This window comes from Enterococcus mundtii, assembly GCF_013394305.1.
Lineage (GTDB): Bacteria > Bacillota > Bacilli > Lactobacillales > Enterococcaceae > Enterococcus_B > Enterococcus_B pernyi.
In genome coordinates this window covers 38,141-59,370 of record NZ_AP019812.1, presented here as the reverse complement: position 1 = coordinate 59,370, position 21,230 = coordinate 38,141, and the positions used below count along the sequence as shown (strand labels likewise).

17 protein-coding genes and 1 pseudogene are annotated in these 21,230 nt (G+C 34.0%); 16 read left to right on the top strand and 2 right to left on the bottom strand.

Annotated elements, in window-relative coordinates; all coding sequences use genetic code 11:
- Positions 1 to 462 precede the first annotated feature (462 nt).
- On the top strand, positions 463 to 2,970 hold the full coding sequence (locus HZ311_RS15435; protein ID WP_178946900.1) for a DEAD/DEAH box helicase: 2,508 nt from the start codon (positions 463 to 465) through the stop codon (positions 2,968 to 2,970).
- Here HZ311_RS15435 and HZ311_RS15430 read toward each other — a convergent pair.
- Positions 2,967 to 3,240: pseudogene (locus tag HZ311_RS15430) on the bottom strand (recombinase family protein); the annotation flags it as partial. The gene HZ311_RS15435 and the pseudogene HZ311_RS15430 overlap by 4 nt on opposite strands.
- Before the next feature lie 133 nt (positions 3,241 to 3,373).
- Here HZ311_RS15430 and HZ311_RS15425 point away from each other — a divergent pair.
- Positions 3,374 to 4,750, top strand: coding sequence for a hypothetical protein (locus HZ311_RS15425; protein ID WP_178946899.1), 1,377 nt, complete (start codon positions 3,374 to 3,376; stop codon positions 4,748 to 4,750).
- Between the two features lie 30 nt (positions 4,751 to 4,780).
- Here HZ311_RS15425 and HZ311_RS15420 read toward each other — a convergent pair whose 3' ends face one another.
- Positions 4,781 to 5,392: a recombinase family protein gene (locus HZ311_RS15420; RefSeq protein ID WP_178946898.1), complete on the bottom strand. Its 612-nt coding sequence runs from the start codon at positions 5,390 to 5,392 to the stop codon at positions 4,781 to 4,783.
- A 281-nt stretch (positions 5,393 to 5,673) separates the two neighbouring features.
- Here HZ311_RS15420 and HZ311_RS15415 point away from each other — a divergent pair, with 281 nt between their 5' ends.
- The 14 genes from HZ311_RS15415 to HZ311_RS15350 all read left to right on the top strand — a co-directional run bounded on the left by HZ311_RS15415 (position 5,674) and on the right by HZ311_RS15350 (position 20,961).
- The gene (locus tag HZ311_RS15415; protein ID WP_178946897.1) at positions 5,674 to 5,856 is read left to right on the top strand and encodes a hypothetical protein; all 183 of its coding nucleotides are present in this window, start codon (positions 5,674 to 5,676) and stop codon (positions 5,854 to 5,856) included.
- Between the two features lie 193 nt (positions 5,857 to 6,049).
- Positions 6,050 to 7,525 (top strand): helix-turn-helix domain-containing protein, encoded by a 1,476-nt coding sequence (locus HZ311_RS15410; RefSeq protein WP_178946896.1) that lies wholly within the window; start codon positions 6,050 to 6,052, stop codon positions 7,523 to 7,525.
- A 312-nt stretch (positions 7,526 to 7,837) separates the two neighbouring features.
- The gene (locus tag HZ311_RS15405) at positions 7,838 to 8,206 is read left to right on the top strand and encodes an LPXTG cell wall anchor domain-containing protein (RefSeq protein WP_178946895.1); all 369 of its coding nucleotides are present in this window, start codon (positions 7,838 to 7,840) and stop codon (positions 8,204 to 8,206) included.
- 4 nt (positions 8,207 to 8,210) lie between these two features.
- A complete protein-coding gene (locus HZ311_RS15400) occupies positions 8,211 to 8,999 on the top strand; it encodes a WxL domain-containing protein (RefSeq protein ID WP_178946894.1) in 789 nt (262 codons plus the stop codon).
- Between the two features lie 117 nt (positions 9,000 to 9,116).
- Entirely contained in the window at positions 9,117 to 10,184 is a 1,068-nt protein-coding gene (locus HZ311_RS15395) for a DUF916 and DUF3324 domain-containing protein (RefSeq protein WP_178946893.1), read from the top strand.
- 18 nt (positions 10,185 to 10,202) lie between these two features.
- Positions 10,203 to 12,515, top strand: a complete 2,313-nt coding sequence (locus HZ311_RS15390) for a WxL domain-containing protein (protein WP_232092515.1) — start codon at positions 10,203 to 10,205, stop codon at positions 12,513 to 12,515.
- A gap of 168 nt (positions 12,516 to 12,683) precedes the next feature.
- Positions 12,684 to 13,037, top strand: a complete 354-nt coding sequence (locus tag HZ311_RS15385) for a DUF7006 family protein (protein ID WP_178946892.1) — start codon at positions 12,684 to 12,686, stop codon at positions 13,035 to 13,037.
- A gap of 452 nt (positions 13,038 to 13,489) precedes the next feature.
- Complete coding sequence (locus HZ311_RS15380; RefSeq protein WP_086335682.1) at positions 13,490 to 13,690, top strand: cold-shock protein; 201 nt, start codon at positions 13,490 to 13,492, stop codon at positions 13,688 to 13,690.
- Between the two features lie 66 nt (positions 13,691 to 13,756).
- Positions 13,757 to 13,972 (top strand): hypothetical protein, encoded by a 216-nt coding sequence (locus HZ311_RS15375; RefSeq protein ID WP_178946891.1) that lies wholly within the window; start codon positions 13,757 to 13,759, stop codon positions 13,970 to 13,972.
- Positions 13,973 to 14,430: 458 nt separating this feature from the next.
- Positions 14,431 to 16,896, top strand: coding sequence for a WxL domain-containing protein (locus HZ311_RS16100; RefSeq protein WP_178946890.1), 2,466 nt, complete (start codon positions 14,431 to 14,433; stop codon positions 16,894 to 16,896).
- Positions 16,897 to 17,385: 489 nt separating this feature from the next.
- Positions 17,386 to 17,991: a protein adenylyltransferase Fic gene (fic, locus tag HZ311_RS15365; protein ID WP_023520620.1), complete on the top strand. Its 606-nt coding sequence runs from the start codon at positions 17,386 to 17,388 to the stop codon at positions 17,989 to 17,991.
- A 15-nt stretch (positions 17,992 to 18,006) separates the two neighbouring features.
- Positions 18,007 to 18,582 (top strand): recombinase family protein, encoded by a 576-nt coding sequence (locus tag HZ311_RS15360; RefSeq protein ID WP_002300096.1) that lies wholly within the window; start codon positions 18,007 to 18,009, stop codon positions 18,580 to 18,582.
- Positions 18,583 to 18,741: 159 nt separating this feature from the next.
- On the top strand, positions 18,742 to 18,945 hold the full coding sequence (locus tag HZ311_RS15355) for a hypothetical protein (RefSeq protein WP_010734340.1): 204 nt from the start codon (positions 18,742 to 18,744) through the stop codon (positions 18,943 to 18,945).
- A 549-nt stretch (positions 18,946 to 19,494) separates the two neighbouring features.
- Positions 19,495 to 20,961, top strand: coding sequence for a helix-turn-helix domain-containing protein (locus HZ311_RS15350; protein WP_074802078.1), 1,467 nt, complete (start codon positions 19,495 to 19,497; stop codon positions 20,959 to 20,961).
- The last annotated feature ends 269 nt before the right edge of the window (positions 20,962 to 21,230 follow it).

Here is a 21,230-nt window from a genome sequence, read left to right as displayed (position 1 = left end):
TGATTTATTTATTTAAATTAGATAGAGTTAATTTTTACTATTGGATCATAAAATTATTAATTTTTGTCGGTGTCTTTAAAAATGCTGATAAATAGTTATTGGTTGTGGGGACAATGTATAACGATTTTAATTGAATCCCTATTGTTAATTCTAAAATCCTGAATAAGTTACTAAAAGTTACAAACAAGAAATACAATTAATAAAAGGGATCAGAAGCTTTTAAGTTTTTGATCCTTTTTAACTTGCTTATTTGATAATTCTTTCAGTTGCTCACTTAATTAGGTTTAGTAAGATATTTACCTAGAGTCCAACAGAGTATACCCTGTTGGACTTTCGTTTGAAGTTAATACTGCAATTAATTTTAATGGACATATGAGTTGTGCGGTAATATATTTTTAAAATGACAATATTTAGAATAAACAATATAATAATCTAAAAGGTAAAAAATAAAGGAGTATGTGGATGGTAGACTTTAGTAAATTAAAGAAAATAGAAAAAGTACCAGAAATTATTGATCCAATTGAGATATTTAGAAGAATGCCTAAACCTGAAGGGATAAACGATCTTTACTCTAGTCAATCAGAAGTTTTGAATTCTTGGTATAAAAAAAGAGACGAAGCTGATAATATTATAAAATTGCATACTGGTGGAGGTAAAACAATGGTGGGGTTGTTGATTGCTCAGTCAACAATAAATGAATTAAAAGAACCAGTATTATATTTGGCACCTACTAATCAGCTAGTCAATCAAACTTATGATAAAGCAGTTGAATTAGGAATATCTGCAGTAAAATATAAAAGGGGAGAGAGTTTATCACAAGAATTTGTAAATGGCAAAGCTATCATGATAGCAACTTATTCGGCATTATTTAACGGAAAAAGTAAATTTGGGATTCAAGGAAAACCTTCTATTCAAAATGTTGCAGCGATTATTTTTGATGATGCCCATGCAGCATTATCAGTTATACGAGACAATTTTACTTTAGAAATAAGTAGGAGTGACCATGAAGATTTATATGGCGAACTTTGCTCACATTTTAGGAAAAGTTTTATTGATATTGGGAAACAAGGAACGTTTGATGAAGTTGTTGATGGAAAAGAAGAGATGGTTTTGGAAGTACCATATTGGGAATTTATAGAATCTATACAATATGTAAGTGAAAAAGTTAAAAATATAGATATATTTTCCTGGCCATTAATTAGAGATCAGTTAACTATGTGTCATTGTTTCATTAGTAAGAATAAATTTACAATAACACCTATTCAACCAATGCTTAATATTTTCCCCACATTTATGAATGCAAAACGAAAAATATATATGTCTGCTACTATCTCAGATGATGGTGATATTATAAGAACATTTAATGTGACTGAGAGTGCAGTAGATCATCCTTTAACATCTAAGTCTGTGGCCGGAATAAGCGAACGAATGATATTAATACCAGGATTAATGGATTTTCCATTTGATTCTTTTAAAGACTCATTGCAATTACTAAAAAATGTTGCTGAGAGAGAACATGGCGCCGTTATTATATCTCCTTCTGATGAAAAAGCTAGTCGTTGGGAACCCGATGTAAAGTTTCTAAGAGGGTCAGAAGAGGTAAATGATATTGTGGAGAAAATGCAGAACAAGGATGAATTTGGTCCAGTTGTTTTTTCAAACAGGTATGATGGAATTGATTTGCCAGGAGATGCTTGTCGACTTTTAATAATGGATGGTATTCCAATGGGTACCTCAAGTTATGAAATTTTTCGAGCAACAGCTTTGATGGGTGGGGATACTATTACAAGAATGATGACTCAAAGGATTGAACAAGGACTAGGTAGAGGTGCAAGAGGATCTTCCGATTATTGTATAGATATACTTGTAGGAAAAGATTTAACTTCATGGATTAGCTTAGAAAGTAATTTTTCTTATTTTACAAGTGCTACTAAAGCCCAAATTGAAATAGGCAAGAATGTAAGCAAAGAGGTAAAAAGCATTTCTGATTTATCTGAAGTTATAAATCAGAGTTTGAACAGAGATAGTGGATGGACTGGGTATCATTCTAGAGAATTAGTGGAGTATATTGATAGTGATCAAATTCTAGACAAAGATTTATCTTTTGCTATGTTAGAAAGAAAAATAGTAAATCTATGTAATAAGGGATGTTTAGATAAAGCTATTGAGAAAATAAATGAATTTTTAGAAAAAAGCAATTCTATAGACAAAAATGAAAAGGGCTGGTTGCAACAGCTTGCTGCTAGAATCGCATATATATTGAAAAATAAAAGTTTGTCTAAAGAATATCAAAATCAAGCATATTTTAATAATACCAATTTATTTAGAAGTAATAATTCAACTGTTGAATACATTCCACTAAAAATACCTTCTAGCCAATCTAAAATGATAATTAGAAAGTATAAAGAATTTAAAGAGCCGCGAGGAATTCTTGCTAAAATTGATGAGATAGAATCATTTATTACTCCAAAATCTAGTGCAAATCAATTCGAAGAAGCATTAAAAAATCTAGGTATTATTTTGGGGTTTTCAGCAGAAAGATATGATGATGAGGGAGTAGGGCCAGATTTATTATGGCTAATTAGTGAAAAAAAGGGTTTGATAATAGAAGCTAAAAGTCGAAAAAAAGAAAATAATGCTTTTAGAAAAGAGGAACATGGACAGCTTCTTGTTGCAGAAAAATGGTTTAAAGATAACTATTCTGACATAGAAGCATTGCCAGTTAGTGTTCATTCAGACAACAAAGCCACTCACTCTTCTTATGCAGAAAATGTTCTAGTACTCACACTACCTAATATATTGCTTATTATAAGTGAAGTTAGAAAATTTTATAATCAACTAATAGAATCTCATGTAGGTGAAGATGTTTTGGAGGCAAAATGTCAACAATTACTTTCCAGTTCAAATTTAAGCAGCGAGAAAATTACAGGAACATATCTAACTACTTTTGAGACAATGGAAGATAGCTAATTATTAGTATTTTTTATTCGATAAACTGTTTGTCTCGTAATATTATGGTCCTTTGAAATAGCAACCCCCTGATTTAAAACCTCAACGATGCTTTTATAAACAAGGCGACGTTGGGGATCTTTTGCGTCTGTAATATATAGGTTGCCATCCTTTGTAAACACCATTCGCTTTTGCAATCCTAATTCCTTGTGTCTGGCGGCGTTTAGATTCTGTACGTTCCTGTTTGGCAATCATGGCCAATATCTGAATGATTGAATCTTTAATCAATTCATGGTCAATAAACTGGTTGTAAAGACATGTACGTTTTATTTTTACAATTATTATTGAAACTTGAAACAAACGCATGTTTGTTTCAAGTGATTTAACATGATAATATAAATTTAGCTAGATGGGAGGGGATATTTTGTCTAATAAACTATTAATTAACTCGAAGGACAGAAAGTTATTACTTTTTAGTGATTTTGTTAAAAATACTGAACCAGAGATTTTTGGAATACTTGAGGAAAATAATACCATTTCTATTGACCTTGCTATTCAGTTAAATATATTTAATAAGATAAAACAAGGTTTACCGTTTTGGTTAGAGTTTTCTAGAAAAGAATGGATTCCAGACAAACAAAACCCAAGATTAGTAGCAAAAAATGGTGATTTTAAAAAATGCCAATTATGTGCTACTCCCAATAAATTTCAATATAAAATTGAGAACAAAACAAATGGCAATATTTTACTAATTGGTGGAGACTGTGTAAATTCTTTTAAAGAATTAAGAACAATGAAAAAATTAATAACAAATGATGAAGAATATACAAGGTATCAAAATTTATTGAGTTATAATCCGTATTTCTATGAAGTTCTAGTAACAAACACTAATATTTTAACTAGTACAGAAATTATTTTACCTTCTTACTATAAGGATAGCTTTAAAAAAATTCAAAAGAGATTGATTCAAAAATTACGTGGTTATATAAAACATGGTCAAGAACTTAATGAAAAAGAAATTAGTCATTTAATTGCAGTATATAAAAATGAAATACAAACAATAAATGAATTTGTAAATAAGAATAAAAATAATGATGACTATCTATCTAGGGATATAGCAGATAAAATTAAAAAGAATCAAAAAAATGAATTTGAAAAAATATTAGATAGTGTAGAGAATAATGGTGGGAGAATTCCAAAATTCACTTCGTTAATAATTAAAGTTGAATCGTATCTTGAATTATTTATTAAAAAAATAAAATATAGGTTACCAAAAAAGTTTAATCTAGTAAGAGCCCAATTTGGGGCATTTGAATTAATCGTTACAAATGAAAAAGTTGACTATAAGTTTAAAATTGATTCAAAGCTACTTATGACTCAATATTTTGAAAATAAATTAAAAAGTATTTCTGAGTTTTTTTTGAATAATATTGATGTACTCGTTATTAATGAACCATCAACTAGAGATAAACTAGTACAAAAAGGACAAAGTAAAATTTTAGAAGAAATGAGTGGAGAATTTTACGAGGCTAATATAAAAAAAATTATTCATATATATGATAAAAATCTAACCCCTAAGGAATATGCTGAGACTTACAATAAGGTTGAATCAATAATTGAAAATTTCTTTGTAATTAAAAATCCTAAAGATGAAGTTTTGAGTATTTTTCCTATAAATGATTTAATACCAATAGGTAAAAAATTACTATTTTCAGATGGTAAAATCAATCTAAATGAATTACATTATAGAAAAGTTACGGTGAAAAACTTCCAACAATTTATTGTGTCACAAATTGTTTAGAATAATATATCAAAGTAACATGGACAACTATTACTCATTGGGCATGCCATCTTTTTTGATTCTGTATACAGTTTGTCTCGTAACATTGTAAGCTTTAGCAATCTTTGAAATAGCAACGCCATTCTCAAGATCCTCAACGATGCTTTTATAAACAAGGCGAAGTTGGGGATCTTTTGTATCTGCGCTATATAACTTAGGACGTCCTTTGTAAACACCATTCGCTTTTGCAATCTTAATTCCTTGTGCCTGGCGTCGTTTAGATTCAGAACGCTCTTGTTCAGCAATCATGGCCAAGATCTGAATGATCAAATCTTTAATAAATTTATCCAGGAGAGGATTTCCAATTGCTTCAGCCATGATTGGTAAACTAGTGATGATTAGTTGTACATTTTTCTTTTTGAGGTAATTGACTGAGTCAATGATTTCGTCATAATTTCTGCCTAATCGATCGATGGCTTCGACAATAAAAATATCTTGTTCTCTGACAAACTCTAAAGCTTCCTGAAAAATCGGTCGTTGGGTGATCGTTGCTCCAGATTGTTTCTCGATGAAAATTTTTTCTGCGCCATACTTTTTCATTTCTTCAATTTGCCGTTGTTCATTTTGATCAATCGACGAAACTCGAATATAAGCAATTTTCAATTTTTTACCTACTTTCTCGAATTATTTAAAATACACCCTAATCATACATTAGAAATCGAGATTTTTCAATGATTGGCTAGTGTCTATTTAGGGTACGCTTGTGTCAGAAAATTAAAATTTTTTGACATCATTTTTTACTATAGGAGAAACACAGGAGAGATGAAAGAGAATTGTTATTAATTCCAATAATCAACTCACCACACGTACTTCTCAAACGGATCTTTTGGGTCGATCATGAAGAACAAATCGATTCATAAAAAGAGGAAACTGATTGATTACATATGCCCCAAATGATCAATAGTGACGGTGTAGCAATCGGTGTAAACGAAGCATGGATTGTTTCTTCCCCAATGAACAATACGTATCGAAGAAAAGAGATAGCTGTGCGTACTCGGATCCATAAAGAAAGATCAAAAGCTGTACTCTTTGGGGGTCTAGCACGGTTATGTGCTTTTATTATTTGAGTGGGTATATAAAAAGCTTGTTTGAACTTATTATTTGTCTCCTTAGTGAACAATTTCCAACTGTAAGCGCCCTCCTCCTGTTCTTTTTTACTTATTTATCAATTTTGATGAAAAATAAGGTTTATCATTTTCAACGATTATGCTATGTATGTAATAGTACTAGTAAGCATTCAATTGGAAATGAGGGGGAAACATGAGGGATCTACAATTGGCTTTTATCAGTAATCGCGTGACGAGTCGATTATTTAAACTATTAAGTGTCATCGAGCGTAATCGTCTCTTTACGATCGGTGAACTGGCAGAAAAAATTCAAGTGACGGAACGGACGATCGCTAATGATCTAAAATATATGCGAGATTATTTTGGGGAAAGTATCACATTGATGTCTGGAAACAGTGGTTTTGTATTTGAAGAAACAAGACCGTCGATTTATCAAGAACGAAAACAACATCTATTGGAAAATGAATGCTTGTTTGAAATCATTGGTAATATTTTTTATGGCAAGTTGTATCGAGTCGATGAACTAGCGGATTACTATCACTTTTCAGAGAGTTCGTTTCGCCGGATGCTCACGCAAAGCAATTCGGCACTAAAAAGCTACGGGCTGCAGTGGGCGTCAAACCCACTGACGATTCAAGGAGATGAAGCCAGTCTGCGCAAATTTTTCAAAGATTTTTATTACGAAGGAATCGAAACAGGCTACACCGTACTGCCAGACCCTGCCGTCCAAGACCTGGTTTTGACACAGTTAAATGGAAAACTCGGTAATTATAGGATTGGGTCAGGGACGACGCCAACAGCTCTTTACTATACGTGTTTTATTGCTTTAAAACGAGCCAGTTTAGGGTATAGCATAAACTTGCCTGAAAAATTGACAAACCTGGCTTATACCGGAGCTGATTTTTCGCTGATGTATTCTTTGAAAGAAAGCTTTGAGCAGCTATATGGAAACGAAATTCCCAAAGAAGAGTTTGCCTGGATTTATTTAATGACGATCGTCGAGCGTACACTAGGTCGTGAAGATCAGGAACAACTCTTTTATGATCATTTCCATCAAGAAAAAGAAAGCGCTCAGTTGACCGAGGCGTTCTTAAAAATGCATGAACTACCGCAAACCAACCGCCAAACAGTTGCCACGTTTATACGATCCTTTTTTTTATCGAGAAAACTCAATCATTTGATTGCACCTGCATTAAATAAGGAAATGACAGATATTAAAGAGCAAGTTATTTATTCTGATCATGAAACATACCAGAAGAATCTTCATTTTTTGGAGGAACAGGGACTTATTGCCTTTGGTCTATCTAAATATTTAGAAGATATTTGTGTTAGCTTAACACTGTATAGCGGGTTAATTTTAGACTTGTACTCACCAAAGAAAACCATTTACTTCCTTTTAGAGGGCGATCATTTCATCTGTCAGTATATTCGAACCCGCGCGATCCAACAATTTGGATCGAAACATAAGCTAACCTTTCTGCCATTACAGTCTCTAACAAGCGAAAGCTTACAACAAGATGAGGTTGATTTGATCGTAACTAATTATTCTCGCTACGTGTTGGACTCTGTCATTGAAACAGCGTACCTCTTGTTAAAAGAAGTGCCAGATGACCAAGATTGGCACCAATTAGAACAAACGATCGATCCTTACCGCAAGAAATTGAAATAACCGATCACGCCCATACCAAGCCGCTGTAGGCGTTGTTCGCTTTTTTCAGGCGTCGATGAAAAGAACGATTTTGTTTTTTTGCCTTCTCCAAGTATGATGATTCTTGTAAGGAAAACATGCATGAATACTTATAGAAATATTTTATCAAAAACCTTCGTTTTTGGGTAGACGACAAAAAAAGGCATCCGTTATGATTAGATGCCTTGAAAAAGTTGTTAGATTTGGTTTTCTAGAAACGGGTTACATAGATAATCACTACTCTGAAAAACGAAGATTTTCGAGAAATCTAAGAAAGATTATAGGGGGAGGGATATGAAACACAAAAAAAAATACATACTGAGTATAGGTATGTTGCTGATTCAAGTATATGCACCATTAGTTGTTTATGGGAAAGAAGTACGCTCTGTTGAAACTGAAGGGGAAATTGGGTTTACTGGCGTCTATGAAACACCAGGAACACCGATGCCAGCACCAGAAGTTGAGGTAAAACCAATCTTCCCTAAAGAAATTGCCCAATCACCCTCAGAAGGGAGAAAGAGCGAGCATAGAAGACTACCACAAACGAACGAGCGTCAGATGGGTACTTGGAAAATGTTGGGGATTCTGCTCATCATAGTCACACTTAGTTTTTGGTTTTGGAACCGCAAAAAGAAAAAAACAAACAAAGAAAGTAGGATTTAAATACATGAAATTCGTTAGATTAGCTACCATTGCAGCATTAACATCCACTATTTTAGTTGGAAGTGTCACAGCCTTCGCAGATGAAGTACGTAACGTCACTACGGATGGAACGATTGAATTTACACCAAATGAAGATGAAGAATTAGTCGTTGTGCCACCAGAAACAGAGCCCGAGGTTGAAATTAATCCTGAAGTACCAGTAACAACTGGACCGTTATCGATTATGAAAGCTGTCACAATGAATTTTGGTTCACAAGTGATCTCGAATCAGGATCAAACATACGACATGATTGCAGAAAAACAACAAAAAGCGGGTACGACGGGTGAAGCAAACAAAATCCCTTATGTCAGTTTTGCACAAGTACAGGATGTCCGTGGAACGAATGCAGGTTGGGATTTACAAGTACGTATGACAGATTTTAAAGCAACAAAAGAAACAGTCAATGATACCTTGCTTGGGGCAGAGATTTCATTGTTAAGTCCAAGAATCCAGTATGAAGGAAGCACGACTGGGAACGCGCCAGTAGCTCATACCGATGGATTGAAATTGATACCAAATGCTTCTGCTGTGTCAGTGATGACTGCAGAAAAAGATAAAGGCGCTGGTGTCTCTTCCGTAGTTTGGGGAAACCAGGCCAACTTAAACACACAAGAGGCTGACCCAGAAACGGATGTAGTAACTAACAATGCCATCCAATTATTTGTGCCAGGCTCGACAGCGAAAGATGCGGCACAATACAACTCTACACTTACTTGGGAATTATCTTCTACTCCTGATAATATTGAGGCTTAACCAGGTTGAAATAATGGATTATAATCCTGACGAAACCAACGGTTTCAATTGATCGAAGTGAATGATGTAGCGTTACAAATTTGTAACGCTACTTTCTTTAAAGGAAGGGGTAAACGAATGAAACAAGTAAGTACATATCGAAAAAATAAAATCCAACAAGCAGGGCTAATACTGCTTATGGTGTTCGTTAGTTTGTTGGCACCAATGCATGTGGGCGCAGAAGAAGGAACGTTGAATTTTTATGTAACACCGGAATTTTCAGACAATCAAAAAGCAGGAAATGAACGTTACTTTCATTTAACACTTGCACCGGATGCGATAGAAAAGTTGACATTGAAACTACAAAATGCCAACGCAGAAGCAAAGAAAATCAAAATTACGCCACATACTGCGTATACGAATGTGATGGGGGTCGTGGAGTACGGACAAGACGCGGAAAAAGCTGATCCCACACTCAAGTATTCGCTAGATGAGTTGATTGAACAACCAGAAATCATTGAACTTGCTGGAAATGAAACGAAAACAGTGACACTTGATCTGAAGATGCCAAAAGAAGCCTTTGAAGGATTTCTAGCGGGTGGCTTACGGATCGAAGAAGTCAAAGAAGACACAACGGAAGAAACGAGCGATGGAGAAGGCGTCGCCATCCAAAATGAGTTTGCGTATATCATCGGTGTGGTTGTGAGCAACAAACAAGACGCCGTGCAACCTGATTTAGATTTGCTAGATGTTTTTGCCGATCAACTCAACTACCGTAATGTGATTAGTGCGAATCTACAAAACTTCACCCCGACATTCGTGAACCGTTTAGAAGTTGAAGCAACGGTACAAAAAGTAGGCGAAGAAGAAATTTTATATCAAGCCAGTCAAGAACAGATGCAAATGGCGCCAAACTCCAATTTCAACTTTCCGATTTCCTTAGAAGGGGATCGTTTTCGCAGTGGGGAGTACCTGTTGAAACTAAAAGCTACCTCAGGGGAAGAGGAATGGCAATGGGAAAGAACCTTTACGATCGATGCAGATGAAGCCCGAGCATTGAATCAGCAAGATGTCACGATTGATACAGGTATTAATTGGTGGATGATTGGTTCAATCATGTTACTTGTGTTATTACTTGGAATCAATCTTTATTTATTTTTCCATAAAAGAAAAAACGAGCAATCGAATAAGAGTAATGAAAAGTAATGAAAAGGAGTGAATGCAGTGATCTCAAGATTAAGAAGAGTAATGCTTGTGTTAGGGACGACCATCTTGATTATGCCAGCCGTATTCATGCCAGCTGGAATGGTTTATGCAGAGACAATGACTGATACAGAGGAACAAGAACAAATGAAGTTATCTATCTTTCAAAATCCCATTGAGGAACTAGCTAGTGATCCTAAGTTTTTCTTTCATCAATCTCATTTACAAGGAACGGTGGAAGAACCCCTTCAAGTGACATTCTTTTCTGATCAAAAAGTGTCCGAAGCGAGTGTATTCTTACCAGAAGAAGCAACACTCTTAAAAAATAAATTACAAACAGGGATATCAGTTTCGGAAGGGGCGCAGCCTAATGAATGGATCGTTCAGTCAGGAAGGGCGCAAAATACGTTTGTTCTTCCTCTGGTATTCGAGGTAACAGGGATGTATGAGGTTACTATGGCAGAAGATACAGTGAAAATTGAAATTTCTGATCACGAAAAAACACAAATGGATGAGGACGATTCAATTGAAGAAAAATCAGATCAAGATTATGTTACTGAGTATGATTTGGGTTATCAGAAAAATAGTGCCGCTCAACTTTCTGAGACTTCACCAAGAAATTGGAATATTAATAATTTCCCCTTGATTATAAGTAGAGGAGACCAATTAATACGTCCGGAATTGATACCAGATACTTATCATTACGTCCAAGCACATAACTCTAGCCTGCCAGCAGGTTTTGGTTGGATGAGAGCATCCGATCGTATGGCGCTCAACTCTGGGAGCCTGTCAGCTATTAAGTATATTTTCCCCGATATTGTTCAAGATACAACTGGAAGCAATCTAGATCTATTTTTCGATGTTTCACAAAGTTCAGATATGTTGATACGGAGTAACCGTGGGTGGTTGTGGAGTAATGGTAATGGTTGGTCTGTACCAGCAAGCTTTACCGCCGATATATCACTGGAGAATTCAAACGGTTTGGCAGTAGAGGCACCTATATACTTTTATCATTCCAATTCGAGTTATACATTGCACATCAAGAAAGATGATCTTATTGGGGTGATACTTCCTTCAAATATAAATACTTTTACCGTAGTTGAATCTGAAGACTCTTACGCAATTGATGTAGCTGCTATGGGTTCTAATACAACCGGATGGATTATTAGAAATGGTGCACAATTTCGGGCAACTACTACTAGAGGACAGGGTTTTTCGATGTTTTCACCTAGACCTTCAAATTCTGCAGTCAAGAATTTAGCGTTTGAAATTTTTCCTATAGAAGGGGGAAGTGCTGAGTCAAACAAGACTTCTGTGTTTCAAGGGGAAACAGTGGGAATTAGCGCATTTCCTAATCCGGGCTATCAATTTAGCCGGTGGGAGATTGCATCTGGAACAGGCGGCGTGATTGAAGATGTAGAATTAGAGAATACTAATTTTACTATGGGAAGCTCTAATACCGTTCTTCGAGCAATATTTGAAGAAATTAAATATGAGGTTGTTTTAGAAGCCAATCCAATAAATGGAGGAACGCCTGAAGTAGAGACACCCCAACTATCTCCAGGGGAAAAAACAGTGATTCGTGCAAATCCAAACCAAGGATATGATTTTGTTCGATGGGAAATCATTAATGGAGAGGATAGCGTGATTGACAATGACTTCAATGCAGTAACAACTGTCACAATTGGAAACGAAAATACTACGATTCGAGCGGTTTATGAAGCGAAGGTTGTATCACCGGTAGATCCTTTGGATCCAGAAGTAGAGGTAGCTCCAGAAAACATACCGGAATTGCCTGAGGATCAAGGTCAACTAAGTATAGATTTTATTTCGTCCTTCGACTTTGGTTCACAAGCTATTTCTGTTCATGACCAAACCTATTATGCCAAACCGCAACGTTTACTGAATGAAGATGGAACGGTTAACGAGACGAAAGAGCGTCCAAACTATGTGCAGATCAGTGACCGTCGTGCCGCCAATGAGCGCAATGGATGGCAATTATCAGTTACTCAGAACGGACAATTCCGTAATGAAAGCGGACATGAATTGATTGGGTCTGAAATCCAGTTATTCAATCAAGAACTAGTGACTGCACAAGGTGGAACTATACCTGAACTAGAAGAAGAACCTGTGCAGCAAATCTTACCAAATACAAGAAAAGTACTCATACAAGCAAACGGAGAATCTGGGACAGGAACGTGGATCTATCGTTTTGGAAATCAACAAACGGCAGATAAAAGTGTCGGTCTATATGTCCCTGGAGGGACAAATCCAGAAGCGACTAGTTATTCGACCAAGTTGACATGGGAATTAAGTAGTGTTCCTGAAAATTAGAAAAGAATACCGTTTTTTCTCTAGTTTTATCTTTAGAATCTCTGATAAATCAAATTTTTATCCAGAATGATGAATCTACAATACTGTATCTAGATCAATAAAAAAGTAGAAAATTTTATCAAATCAATCAGAAATGAAGGAAAAGGGCAAGAGAAAGGAGCATACAACATGAACCCATCTCTAACGAAAGATGAATATATGCGTCAATTTCAAGAAAATACACCACAAGATAAAAGAAAATCAGAAGAACTGAATGTTTATCTGGCACAACAGTTCGAACAACTTGACCAATTGACAAGCACAATTTCACCAGAAAACTTTTGGGAAAATCTTCCTATAGTTCTAGGAATTGACGCAAAATTAAGTCTAATCACCGAGCTAATTCATTATGACTATAATAAATTACCAATAAATGAAATCTTACGAATTGTTGAGAAAGATTATCGCACGTACTTCAAGGAACTTTGTGGGAATAATTTAAGTACAAATAATTACTATTCGATGGTATACAATCTGAAATGAAAATAGGCTAAAAAATTGTCCAGAAAAAACTTTCTGGGCAATCTTTTTTTGTTTGTATACTTTAGAAAACTCATTTTCCATCATAAAATCCCTTAAATAATTTATGTTCAGTTAATCAATACATTCAAGAGATAATATGGGTCCAACAAGGTATACTCTATTGACCGTTCTTTTTGATAAAATATATAAATCATTATGAGAGGTCATGTAGGTTGGGCAAAATCATTTCTCGAATCATAAAATATCCAAGATTAATTTTTTGAGAAAAAGTATATAGAAAATGACCAAATTTTATAAAATTAGAATACAATCCAATTGTGTGGTATACTGAATGTAGTGATATACTTTGAAACGTATTAAGAGTGCTATGCTTCCATTTATACTCTCCTTTTGCTTATCAAACATTTATTGCAACAAAACGCATACGTAGTGATGCACAAGGAGGAAATAGGATGAATAATGGTACAGTAAAATGGTTTAATGCAGATAAAGGTTTTGGTTTTATCACCGGAGAGAATGGACAAGAGGTCTTTGCTCATTTTTCTGCGATTCAAGCAGATGGCTACAAGTCTCTTGATGAAGGTCAAGCAGTCACCTTTGATACTGAAGAAGGTCAACGTGGCATGCAAGCCGTTAATATTTGCACAGCATAAATGATTTGTTTAACCGTCTCAATTGCTTGAGACGGTTTTTTTAATACTTAAAAAGGGGAGATTATTATGAGTTTTGGAAAGTGGAAACCAATAGAACCATCGATCGAAGGCTTGGCTTTTAAAGAAAATCAACTGGTATCATTTAAACATAAAAAGAAACAAGTCGTTGGAACCATCGTATTCCTGCTAAACAATTCGGCCGTTGTCACTCTAAGTATAGCCCAAGTAAGCGTTACTTCAGAAAAAACGGTGATCAGTTATAAAAATTTAATAGCTATCTGAATTAAGTGCTATTCGTTGAAAAATGTAATATTGTATTTGCGAAAGCGGATTTCTGTTTGGAATAAGCTAAATGTGTAAGCTCTTACTTTGATAAGAGCTTTTTTTATGGTTAATTATCATCTGTTTTTATAAATGTGTAAATAGCTTATGGGAATACTTAAAAAGGTCTGATAGGAAACCAAGGGATCAATTACGAGTCTTTTATGTATTGATTTTTCTATTTCACTTTATATTTTTTTAATTGAATTTTTTGTTAAGTGAGTATAATTCAAAAACAGAAACAACCCCTTCGATGATATTCAATGTGGTATAATATCAAGGGATATAACAGAATGAACTACCAGAAAGTTTTTTTAGAAAAATATAGACTCAAGCAAGAAAAAAAGAAAGATAGTGACTAAAAAATACGAAAAGAGGTTTGAGACAATTATTGGTAAATCAATAAAAAGGAGAGAAAGATGGACAAAAAAAATATGACAATGACCTTAAATGCTCTAATAATACTATTTTTAGGGCTACTAATAATCACGCCAATCGAAGAAATACATGCCCAAGACCACCAAAAGGGGAACACCAAAATACAAGAATCAGCTTGGTTAGATGCGACGGATCAAGAAATCTTTGGCACCAATGCGCTACATAAAGAGAGTGCCTTTGATCAGTCAGTAAAGCTACAAGCTATTATCGATCAGGCAATGACACAGACAAACAAAGTCTATATTCCTGCAGGCATCTATATCCTTGATGAAAATGTGACATTACGAAGTGGACTAAAACTTAAAGGCGATCAATCAGCACCCACGATCTTCAAAAATACAACCAGTAAGAATGTCACTCTATCTGATGAAGATTATCAAACGAGTCATAATATTGAACTCAGTCAATTATTTTTTGATGGGATCGGTATCTTTACTCGTCGATCCAACAGTATTGTAATCAAGGATAATGTCTTTTATCACCCGGTTTCTTTATACCCAATCAATTTACAAGCATCCAATGGGGCAACAATACAAAATAACATCTTTATGAGAGATCATGAACATTCGACTCCTGATACTGAAAATCGAGCTATTTATATTGGAGGATTTGCAACATCGGGAATCTATGAATATATGAAAAATGTACGCATCAATGATAATTTGTTTGGTTTACGAATCAATGAATTAGATGCAATAAAAAGCTTTAGTAATGAAGCGATTGTTCAAACTATCAACCGTCTCCAGTCTGCGTTACAGTCACAGGAAATAGTCCTTGCACATAATGACCAAAACTACCTTTCTTGTGGTGTAAATTCTTATAATAATACAAAAAATGTGTTGATCAAAGATAATTTTTTTCAACAAATGTATGAAAATGAGGATCGTTTTGGGGTCGTAGGGGATCATGCGATTTATCTTCGAGGATCACAAAGTGTCCAAGTTGTCGGGAACCACGTTCGTGGGCTACATAATGGCCCCTATGGGGGATTTAAGTTTAAATCCGGTCGTGATATCACAATTATGAATAATTATCTTCGTAATACGGGTCTTATATTGTATGAAACACCAGAATTTGGGTTAGGGGATAGTTTTGCTCAAGGAACGGTGGCAGAGTTATCGAATTTTCTGGTTGCCAATAATGTCTTTGATTTCAAAGAGTGGCAGGATCGCTATGCAATTGGGATGGAATATAACCGACATACAGGGATAGATAATGTTTTTAATGGGGTCTTCATCGATAATCACTTTGTAAATTACCACAATATCCCGGCAGATCGTAGGCGAGAATTGCTAATTATGAATGGGGCAAGGGAAGGATTTAAAGGAGCATCCACCTTTGTTTCTGGTAATACGCGTGATGATACAGCAGATCGAGTATTGAATGTTGAGTACTGGAGGTCTGAAGACTATCAACAGATGCCCGTCTCTTGGACAGACCTCATTGATCCAACAGTTTATGAGCAGTACAAAGACGTGCGAATTCCAGTTTCTAATACTTTTCCTATTGGTCTAGAGGTAGAATTAATTCTGGGGAAATCGTACGATCCGTTTGACTTTGTGTCTCAAACGCATGATAGTGATGACGAGAAGCCGGAGATTACTCTTATCAATCCAGAAGTTCTAACAAAAGTCGGGCAACATCAATTAGAATTACTTCTCACCTATGCGAATGGTCGCGAGGTACGCGTTTTTTCAACTGTAACGGTCGTTTCTCAATCAAGTGATGAAACTGGATCAAATACCCCTACCAATAACGTTAAAACCCAAGGGCAAATTACATTTCTGCCTAACTCAGAGGAGTTAATCGTCATTCCTCCAGAAACGAGCCCTGAAGTAACCATTCCACCTGAGATCCCGGGTGGAACAGGCCCCTTGTCGATTATGAAAGCAATATCGATGGATTTTGGACCCCAAGTGATTTCTACAAAAAATCAGACCTATCAAATGAAAGCAGAAATGGCTGATCTAGAAGATGGAACTGGTCAAGTACCTTATGTCAGCTTTGCGCAAGTACAAGATGTCCGCGGAACAAATGCAGGATGGGACTTGCAAGTTAGTCTAAGTGACTTCACATCAACTACTCAAAACGGAGTCTTGACTGGTGCAGAGATCGAATTTCTCGACTCTCGTATCCAATACGAAGGAAGCACTACTGAAAATACGCCTACAGCACACGAAGCAGGACTAAAATTACTTCCAAACGGTGCAGCACAATCAGTGATGACTGCGGCTCAAGGACAAGGTGCAGGTGCTTCTTCTGTTATTTGGGGGAACCAATCAGACTTGAATGCACAATTTGCGAATGAAGAGGTTGAAGTTGTAGAAAATAGCGCAATTCAATTATCGATTCCTGGATCAACTGCGAAAGATGCGACGAGGTATACTTCGACATTGACTTGGGAATTGGTCATGATTCCAGATCTTAATGAGTTACTCTCAAATTGATAAAAACCAGGACAACTAGGCATTTAGTATTTGTTCTACAAAATTTTGATTCATTTTTAATTTGTCACTTTTCACACTTTTTGTTATTAGTAATGCAAAAACGTTAATCATTGTATTTAATGATGCTTTCATCCAAAATAATATTGGCATGCACAATTAGTTAGTAACAGTAGAATTCGGATTGACAACAAAAATAAGATGTGTATTTTTAAAAAATGATCTTGTAGATAAAGAAAACCGAGAGGGTACAGAAAAAACTAATTTCTGTACCCTCTTTTTTAAGTATTGTTGATATTTGTTACTATATTTTTGTGTCAATTAACTCTCAGACAAATCATTGTTAATTAAAAAAATCAGATTCATGAGTTTTAGAACAATTCTTCAATAGGTGTCAGAAACTTAATAGTTTTTGACACATGGTTAAATTCGCGATATAATAGGCTTGAGAGTGTTTCATAAACTTATGTCATAAAGTTAAGGGGATTTTGCATGATTTTAGAGAATAAATTGGGTTTAACCAATCAAGTTGAGTTGGCAAAAGCAGAAGAAAAACTTAGCAAGCAAAAAGCGAAGGAATTATACGATTCGGGGAAAATAAATGAAATCGAAGTCGGCACGTTTAAAGGCTTATCTGAAATTCATGATTTTCTCTTTTCAGAAATCTACGATTTTGCAGGAAAAATTCGAACGGTCAATATCGCAAAAGGAAATTTTCGATTTGCACCGGTCATGTACCTGGAACATTCGTTAAAGCATGTTGATCAAATGCCGCAAACTTCTTTTGACGAGATTATTAAAAAATACGTAGAAATGAATATCGCTCACCCGTTTCGTGAAGGAAATGGACGAAGCACTAGAATTTGGCTGGATCTCATTTTGAAAGAAGAATTGCAAAAAGTTGTCGACTGGAACTTAATCGATAAAGCAGACTATCTTTCCGCAATGGAGCGCAGTCCAATAAATGACTTAGAAATACGCTATTTAATTTCTAACGCTCTGACTGATAAAATTGACGATCGCGAGTTATATATGAAAGGAATCGATGTCAGCTATTTTTATGAAGGATACTCTGAGTATACGATAGATGATTTGTAAGAGCAGGTGGGTTAAATGACAAAATATGGCTATGCACGTGTCTCAACTGCTTCTCAAAGTACAAAGGAGCAGATCCAACAGCTGCTTGAGAACGGTGTTGAGAAGAAGAATATTTTTTCTGAAAAATTTACAGGTACGAAACGAGATCGACCAAAGTTTAATCAGCTGTTGGCTGGTCTGAAGCCTGGAGACGAAATCGTTGTTACGAAACTTGATCGATTCGCCCGTAATACAAGAGAAGCACTAGAGATTATTGAACCTTTACTCGATGATAATGTCACGATTAAGGTATTGAATCTTGGAACGATCGAAAATACGTCAATGGGTCGAATGGTTACACGCACGTTGTTGAGTGTAGCTGAAATGGAACGTGATATGATTGTAGAACGTACTCAGGAAGGGAAATTGTTTGCGAAAAAGAATAATCCTAATTTTAAAGAGGGACGTCCGAAAGCAACAATTACACCAAAGAAGAGGCACGCATATGAATTGATTACTTCCGGTAAATCGTACAAAGAAGTGGAAGCCATAACGGGGTTCAGTCGTAGCACGCTTTTTAGAATTAAGAAACAAATAGAAGCGAGTGAGTAGAAGATTTATAAAATGAATATAAAAATCTCTTTCAAATCAAACAGATCGTTGTTTATACGAGCATTCTAAGATCAAGTTCACTTTTTGAGATGTATCAGTGGCCAAACAAAGCGTTATACTAGCTACGAATAGAGATATTTTTAGAGAGGAATGAAGTAAATGAAAGAACAACAATTAGGCTATACTTTTTGGGGACGTCCATTATATGGATTAGAACGAAGAACGGCTGTATCGATCGATTGTGCTTGCGGTGAGCTGATTCAGCAAAATATTCAAACGAAACAATATCATTGTAAAAATTGTGGGAATTGTTACCAATTCATTGATCAAGACTTCCAATTGCTAAACGAAAAAAACAAGTAGGTGTATGATAGTCAGACAGTTGTCTGGCTATTTTTCTGTTTAGAGAAGATCCTCGTTGTAAACACGAATGTATGTTTCCGTAACGTGAAGGAAGATAGGAGAACAACTGTCATTTTTATGTTTAAATGGAACAAATTTTTCTAATTATTTGTCGTTTAAATATAAAAATGACAATGATCGGCTAGTGTCTATTTAGGGTAAACTCTAATAATACACATAAGTAATATTATACTAATAAAAAGTATAGTAGCTTATAGATAATTATTTGAGATTATTTAATGATTTTATTTGGTATGTATATTACGTATAACTAAATCTGGATTAAAAAAAGCTTTATTAAATTCTTTTATATGCTATGACTAAACTTTTTTTATTGAATTAAATAATATTAAGAATAGTATAAGTCTAAGAGTTACTTTGAGATAACTAAATAGAAAATATATATTATAATAAAATTATTAAATAATCGTATTATTATTTTCAATTTACAACAAATAGATTTATAAGTTACAAGAGTAAAGTTCTAATGATGAGTTGGGGGAGTATACAATGAAGGAATTTCAGTTAGAATTTTTAAGTAATAAAAAAAATAAGCGTTGGTTAACTATATTAAATTTTTTAGAACTATCTGAAGTAATTTCTTCAACGGATTTATCGAAAGCCATAGGAGTTGCAGAAAGAACAATAATATTAGATGTAAATCAAATAAAAAATGAAATTTCAAAATACTCAGAAATTACTTCATTTCATACGGGATATACTCTAAAAATAAAAAATATGGAGAAATACTTATCTTTTAAGAAAGAGCTATTGAGTCAGGAACCGTTGTTTATCATTTTAGAAAATATTTTTTATAGTAATCTTTATTCTATTGATGAATGGTCCGATAAATTATATATTTCTAAAACAACATTAGTGAGATATTTAACTAAAGTAGAGGATATTTTTACTAAATATAAGCTTTCAATACAATATAACCCCTTGAATTTTGTCGGTTCGGAAGTAAATATACGTAAATTTTTTGTAGATTTCTACTATATTTCTAATTATACTCCTCATACTGTCTTTCCAGATTTGAAGGTAGTAGAACTTGCAGAAACTTTATTTAAAAATGAAAAATTTCAAAATAATACTTCTATTACTTCTTTAGAGCTTGCATATTATATATATATATCGATTGAAAGATCCTTGCAAGGTCATATTGTTTCATTGTCAAAAGAAAGTAATAAGATATATATCAATAATAATAACAATGAATTTGAAAAATTAGATAGGTATGTGTATATGGTCTATAATCACCAATTACCTGTCGATGAGTTAGCTTATATTTATTATCTATATATTAGTAACCGAACGACAAATCAATCAAAAGAATTAGAATTCTGTCATCAATTTTCAAGTTATTTTCAAATAGATAGTTTAGTAAAAAAAATTTTTAATGACCAAAGAATATTTAGTGAAAACAAGCAACTAGATTTTATTTTTCTAACCTCATTTTTTACGTCTGTCAAAATAAAACATTTATTGTCATCAGTCTATTTGATGAATATAACTGATCATACTACAGATAGTATAAATTATAATTTAGTAGCGTATGAAAATTTATATCCGTACGTTCAACTAGTACTTAAAAAATTGAAAATAGACATTTATAAAGAGGATATTGTTAGTAATTTTTTAAGATTAAGACAAACGCTGAGAGATATATATGTAAAGAAACAAAAAAATATCGTGTTTTTACTAGAAGGTGATACGTTTATTAGACAAAACATTAAAGCAAAAGCAACTAAATATTTTTCATTTCATAATTTATTTTTTATAGATAAAATGTATTTTGAAAATTTTATGGAATCTAATTACATCGACATAGTCGTTACCAATTACAGTGAATATTTTGAAAATATATCGACAAAAAAATATATATTATTTAATACAATACCTAATATTAATGATTGGGAGACTTTATTAATTGAAATTAGCTCAAAAGAAGATCTTGAATTTCTTCTAAAAAAATAAAATTCTTTTAGAAAATAGTTTTAGTAGGTAAATGTAAGGAATCTTATCAATAATCAGTCTGAGAGAAAACCGTCTCAGGTGGATTCTTTGAATAAAAATTGTATTGGTAGAAAACAAGATTTTTTCTACCAATACTACATATTAAATAAATAAAACCGTAATTATCATACATGCCTGATAATTACGGTTTTATTTGTGAATTATTTATAGTTATTCTAATTAAGAAGATTAAGAAGTTAATTAAAATTAGTTTCTTAATTATTCAAAGA

Excerpts from the sequence above, each read along its gene's own strand:
- HZ311_RS16100 (WP_178946890.1), top strand. The coding sequence starts at position 14,431 with ATGGACAAAAAAAATATGACAATGACCTTAAATGCTCTAATAATACTA.
- HZ311_RS15410 (WP_178946896.1), top strand. The coding sequence starts at position 6,050 with ATGAGGGATCTACAATTGGCTTTTATCAGTAATCGCGTGACGAGTCGA.
- HZ311_RS15360 (WP_002300096.1), top strand. The coding sequence starts at position 18,007 with ATGACAAAATATGGCTATGCACGTGTCTCAACTGCTTCTCAAAGTACA.
- HZ311_RS15405 (WP_178946895.1), top strand. The coding sequence starts at position 7,838 with ATGAAACACAAAAAAAAATACATACTGAGTATAGGTATGTTGCTGATT.
- HZ311_RS15380 (WP_086335682.1), top strand. The coding sequence starts at position 13,490 with ATGAATAATGGTACAGTAAAATGGTTTAATGCAGATAAAGGTTTTGGT.
- HZ311_RS15355 (WP_010734340.1), top strand. The coding sequence starts at position 18,742 with ATGAAAGAACAACAATTAGGCTATACTTTTTGGGGACGTCCATTATAT.
- HZ311_RS15435 (WP_178946900.1), top strand. The coding sequence starts at position 463 with ATGGTAGACTTTAGTAAATTAAAGAAAATAGAAAAAGTACCAGAAATT.
- HZ311_RS15395 (WP_178946893.1), top strand. The coding sequence starts at position 9,117 with ATGAAACAAGTAAGTACATATCGAAAAAATAAAATCCAACAAGCAGGG.
- HZ311_RS15375 (WP_178946891.1), top strand. The coding sequence starts at position 13,757 with ATGAGTTTTGGAAAGTGGAAACCAATAGAACCATCGATCGAAGGCTTG.
- HZ311_RS15400 (WP_178946894.1), top strand. The coding sequence starts at position 8,211 with ATGAAATTCGTTAGATTAGCTACCATTGCAGCATTAACATCCACTATT.
- HZ311_RS15415 (WP_178946897.1), top strand. The coding sequence starts at position 5,674 with ATGCCCCAAATGATCAATAGTGACGGTGTAGCAATCGGTGTAAACGAA.
- fic (WP_023520620.1), top strand. The coding sequence starts at position 17,386 with ATGATTTTAGAGAATAAATTGGGTTTAACCAATCAAGTTGAGTTGGCA.
- HZ311_RS15385 (WP_178946892.1), top strand. The coding sequence starts at position 12,684 with ATGAACCCATCTCTAACGAAAGATGAATATATGCGTCAATTTCAAGAA.
- HZ311_RS15350 (WP_074802078.1), top strand. The coding sequence starts at position 19,495 with ATGAAGGAATTTCAGTTAGAATTTTTAAGTAATAAAAAAAATAAGCGT.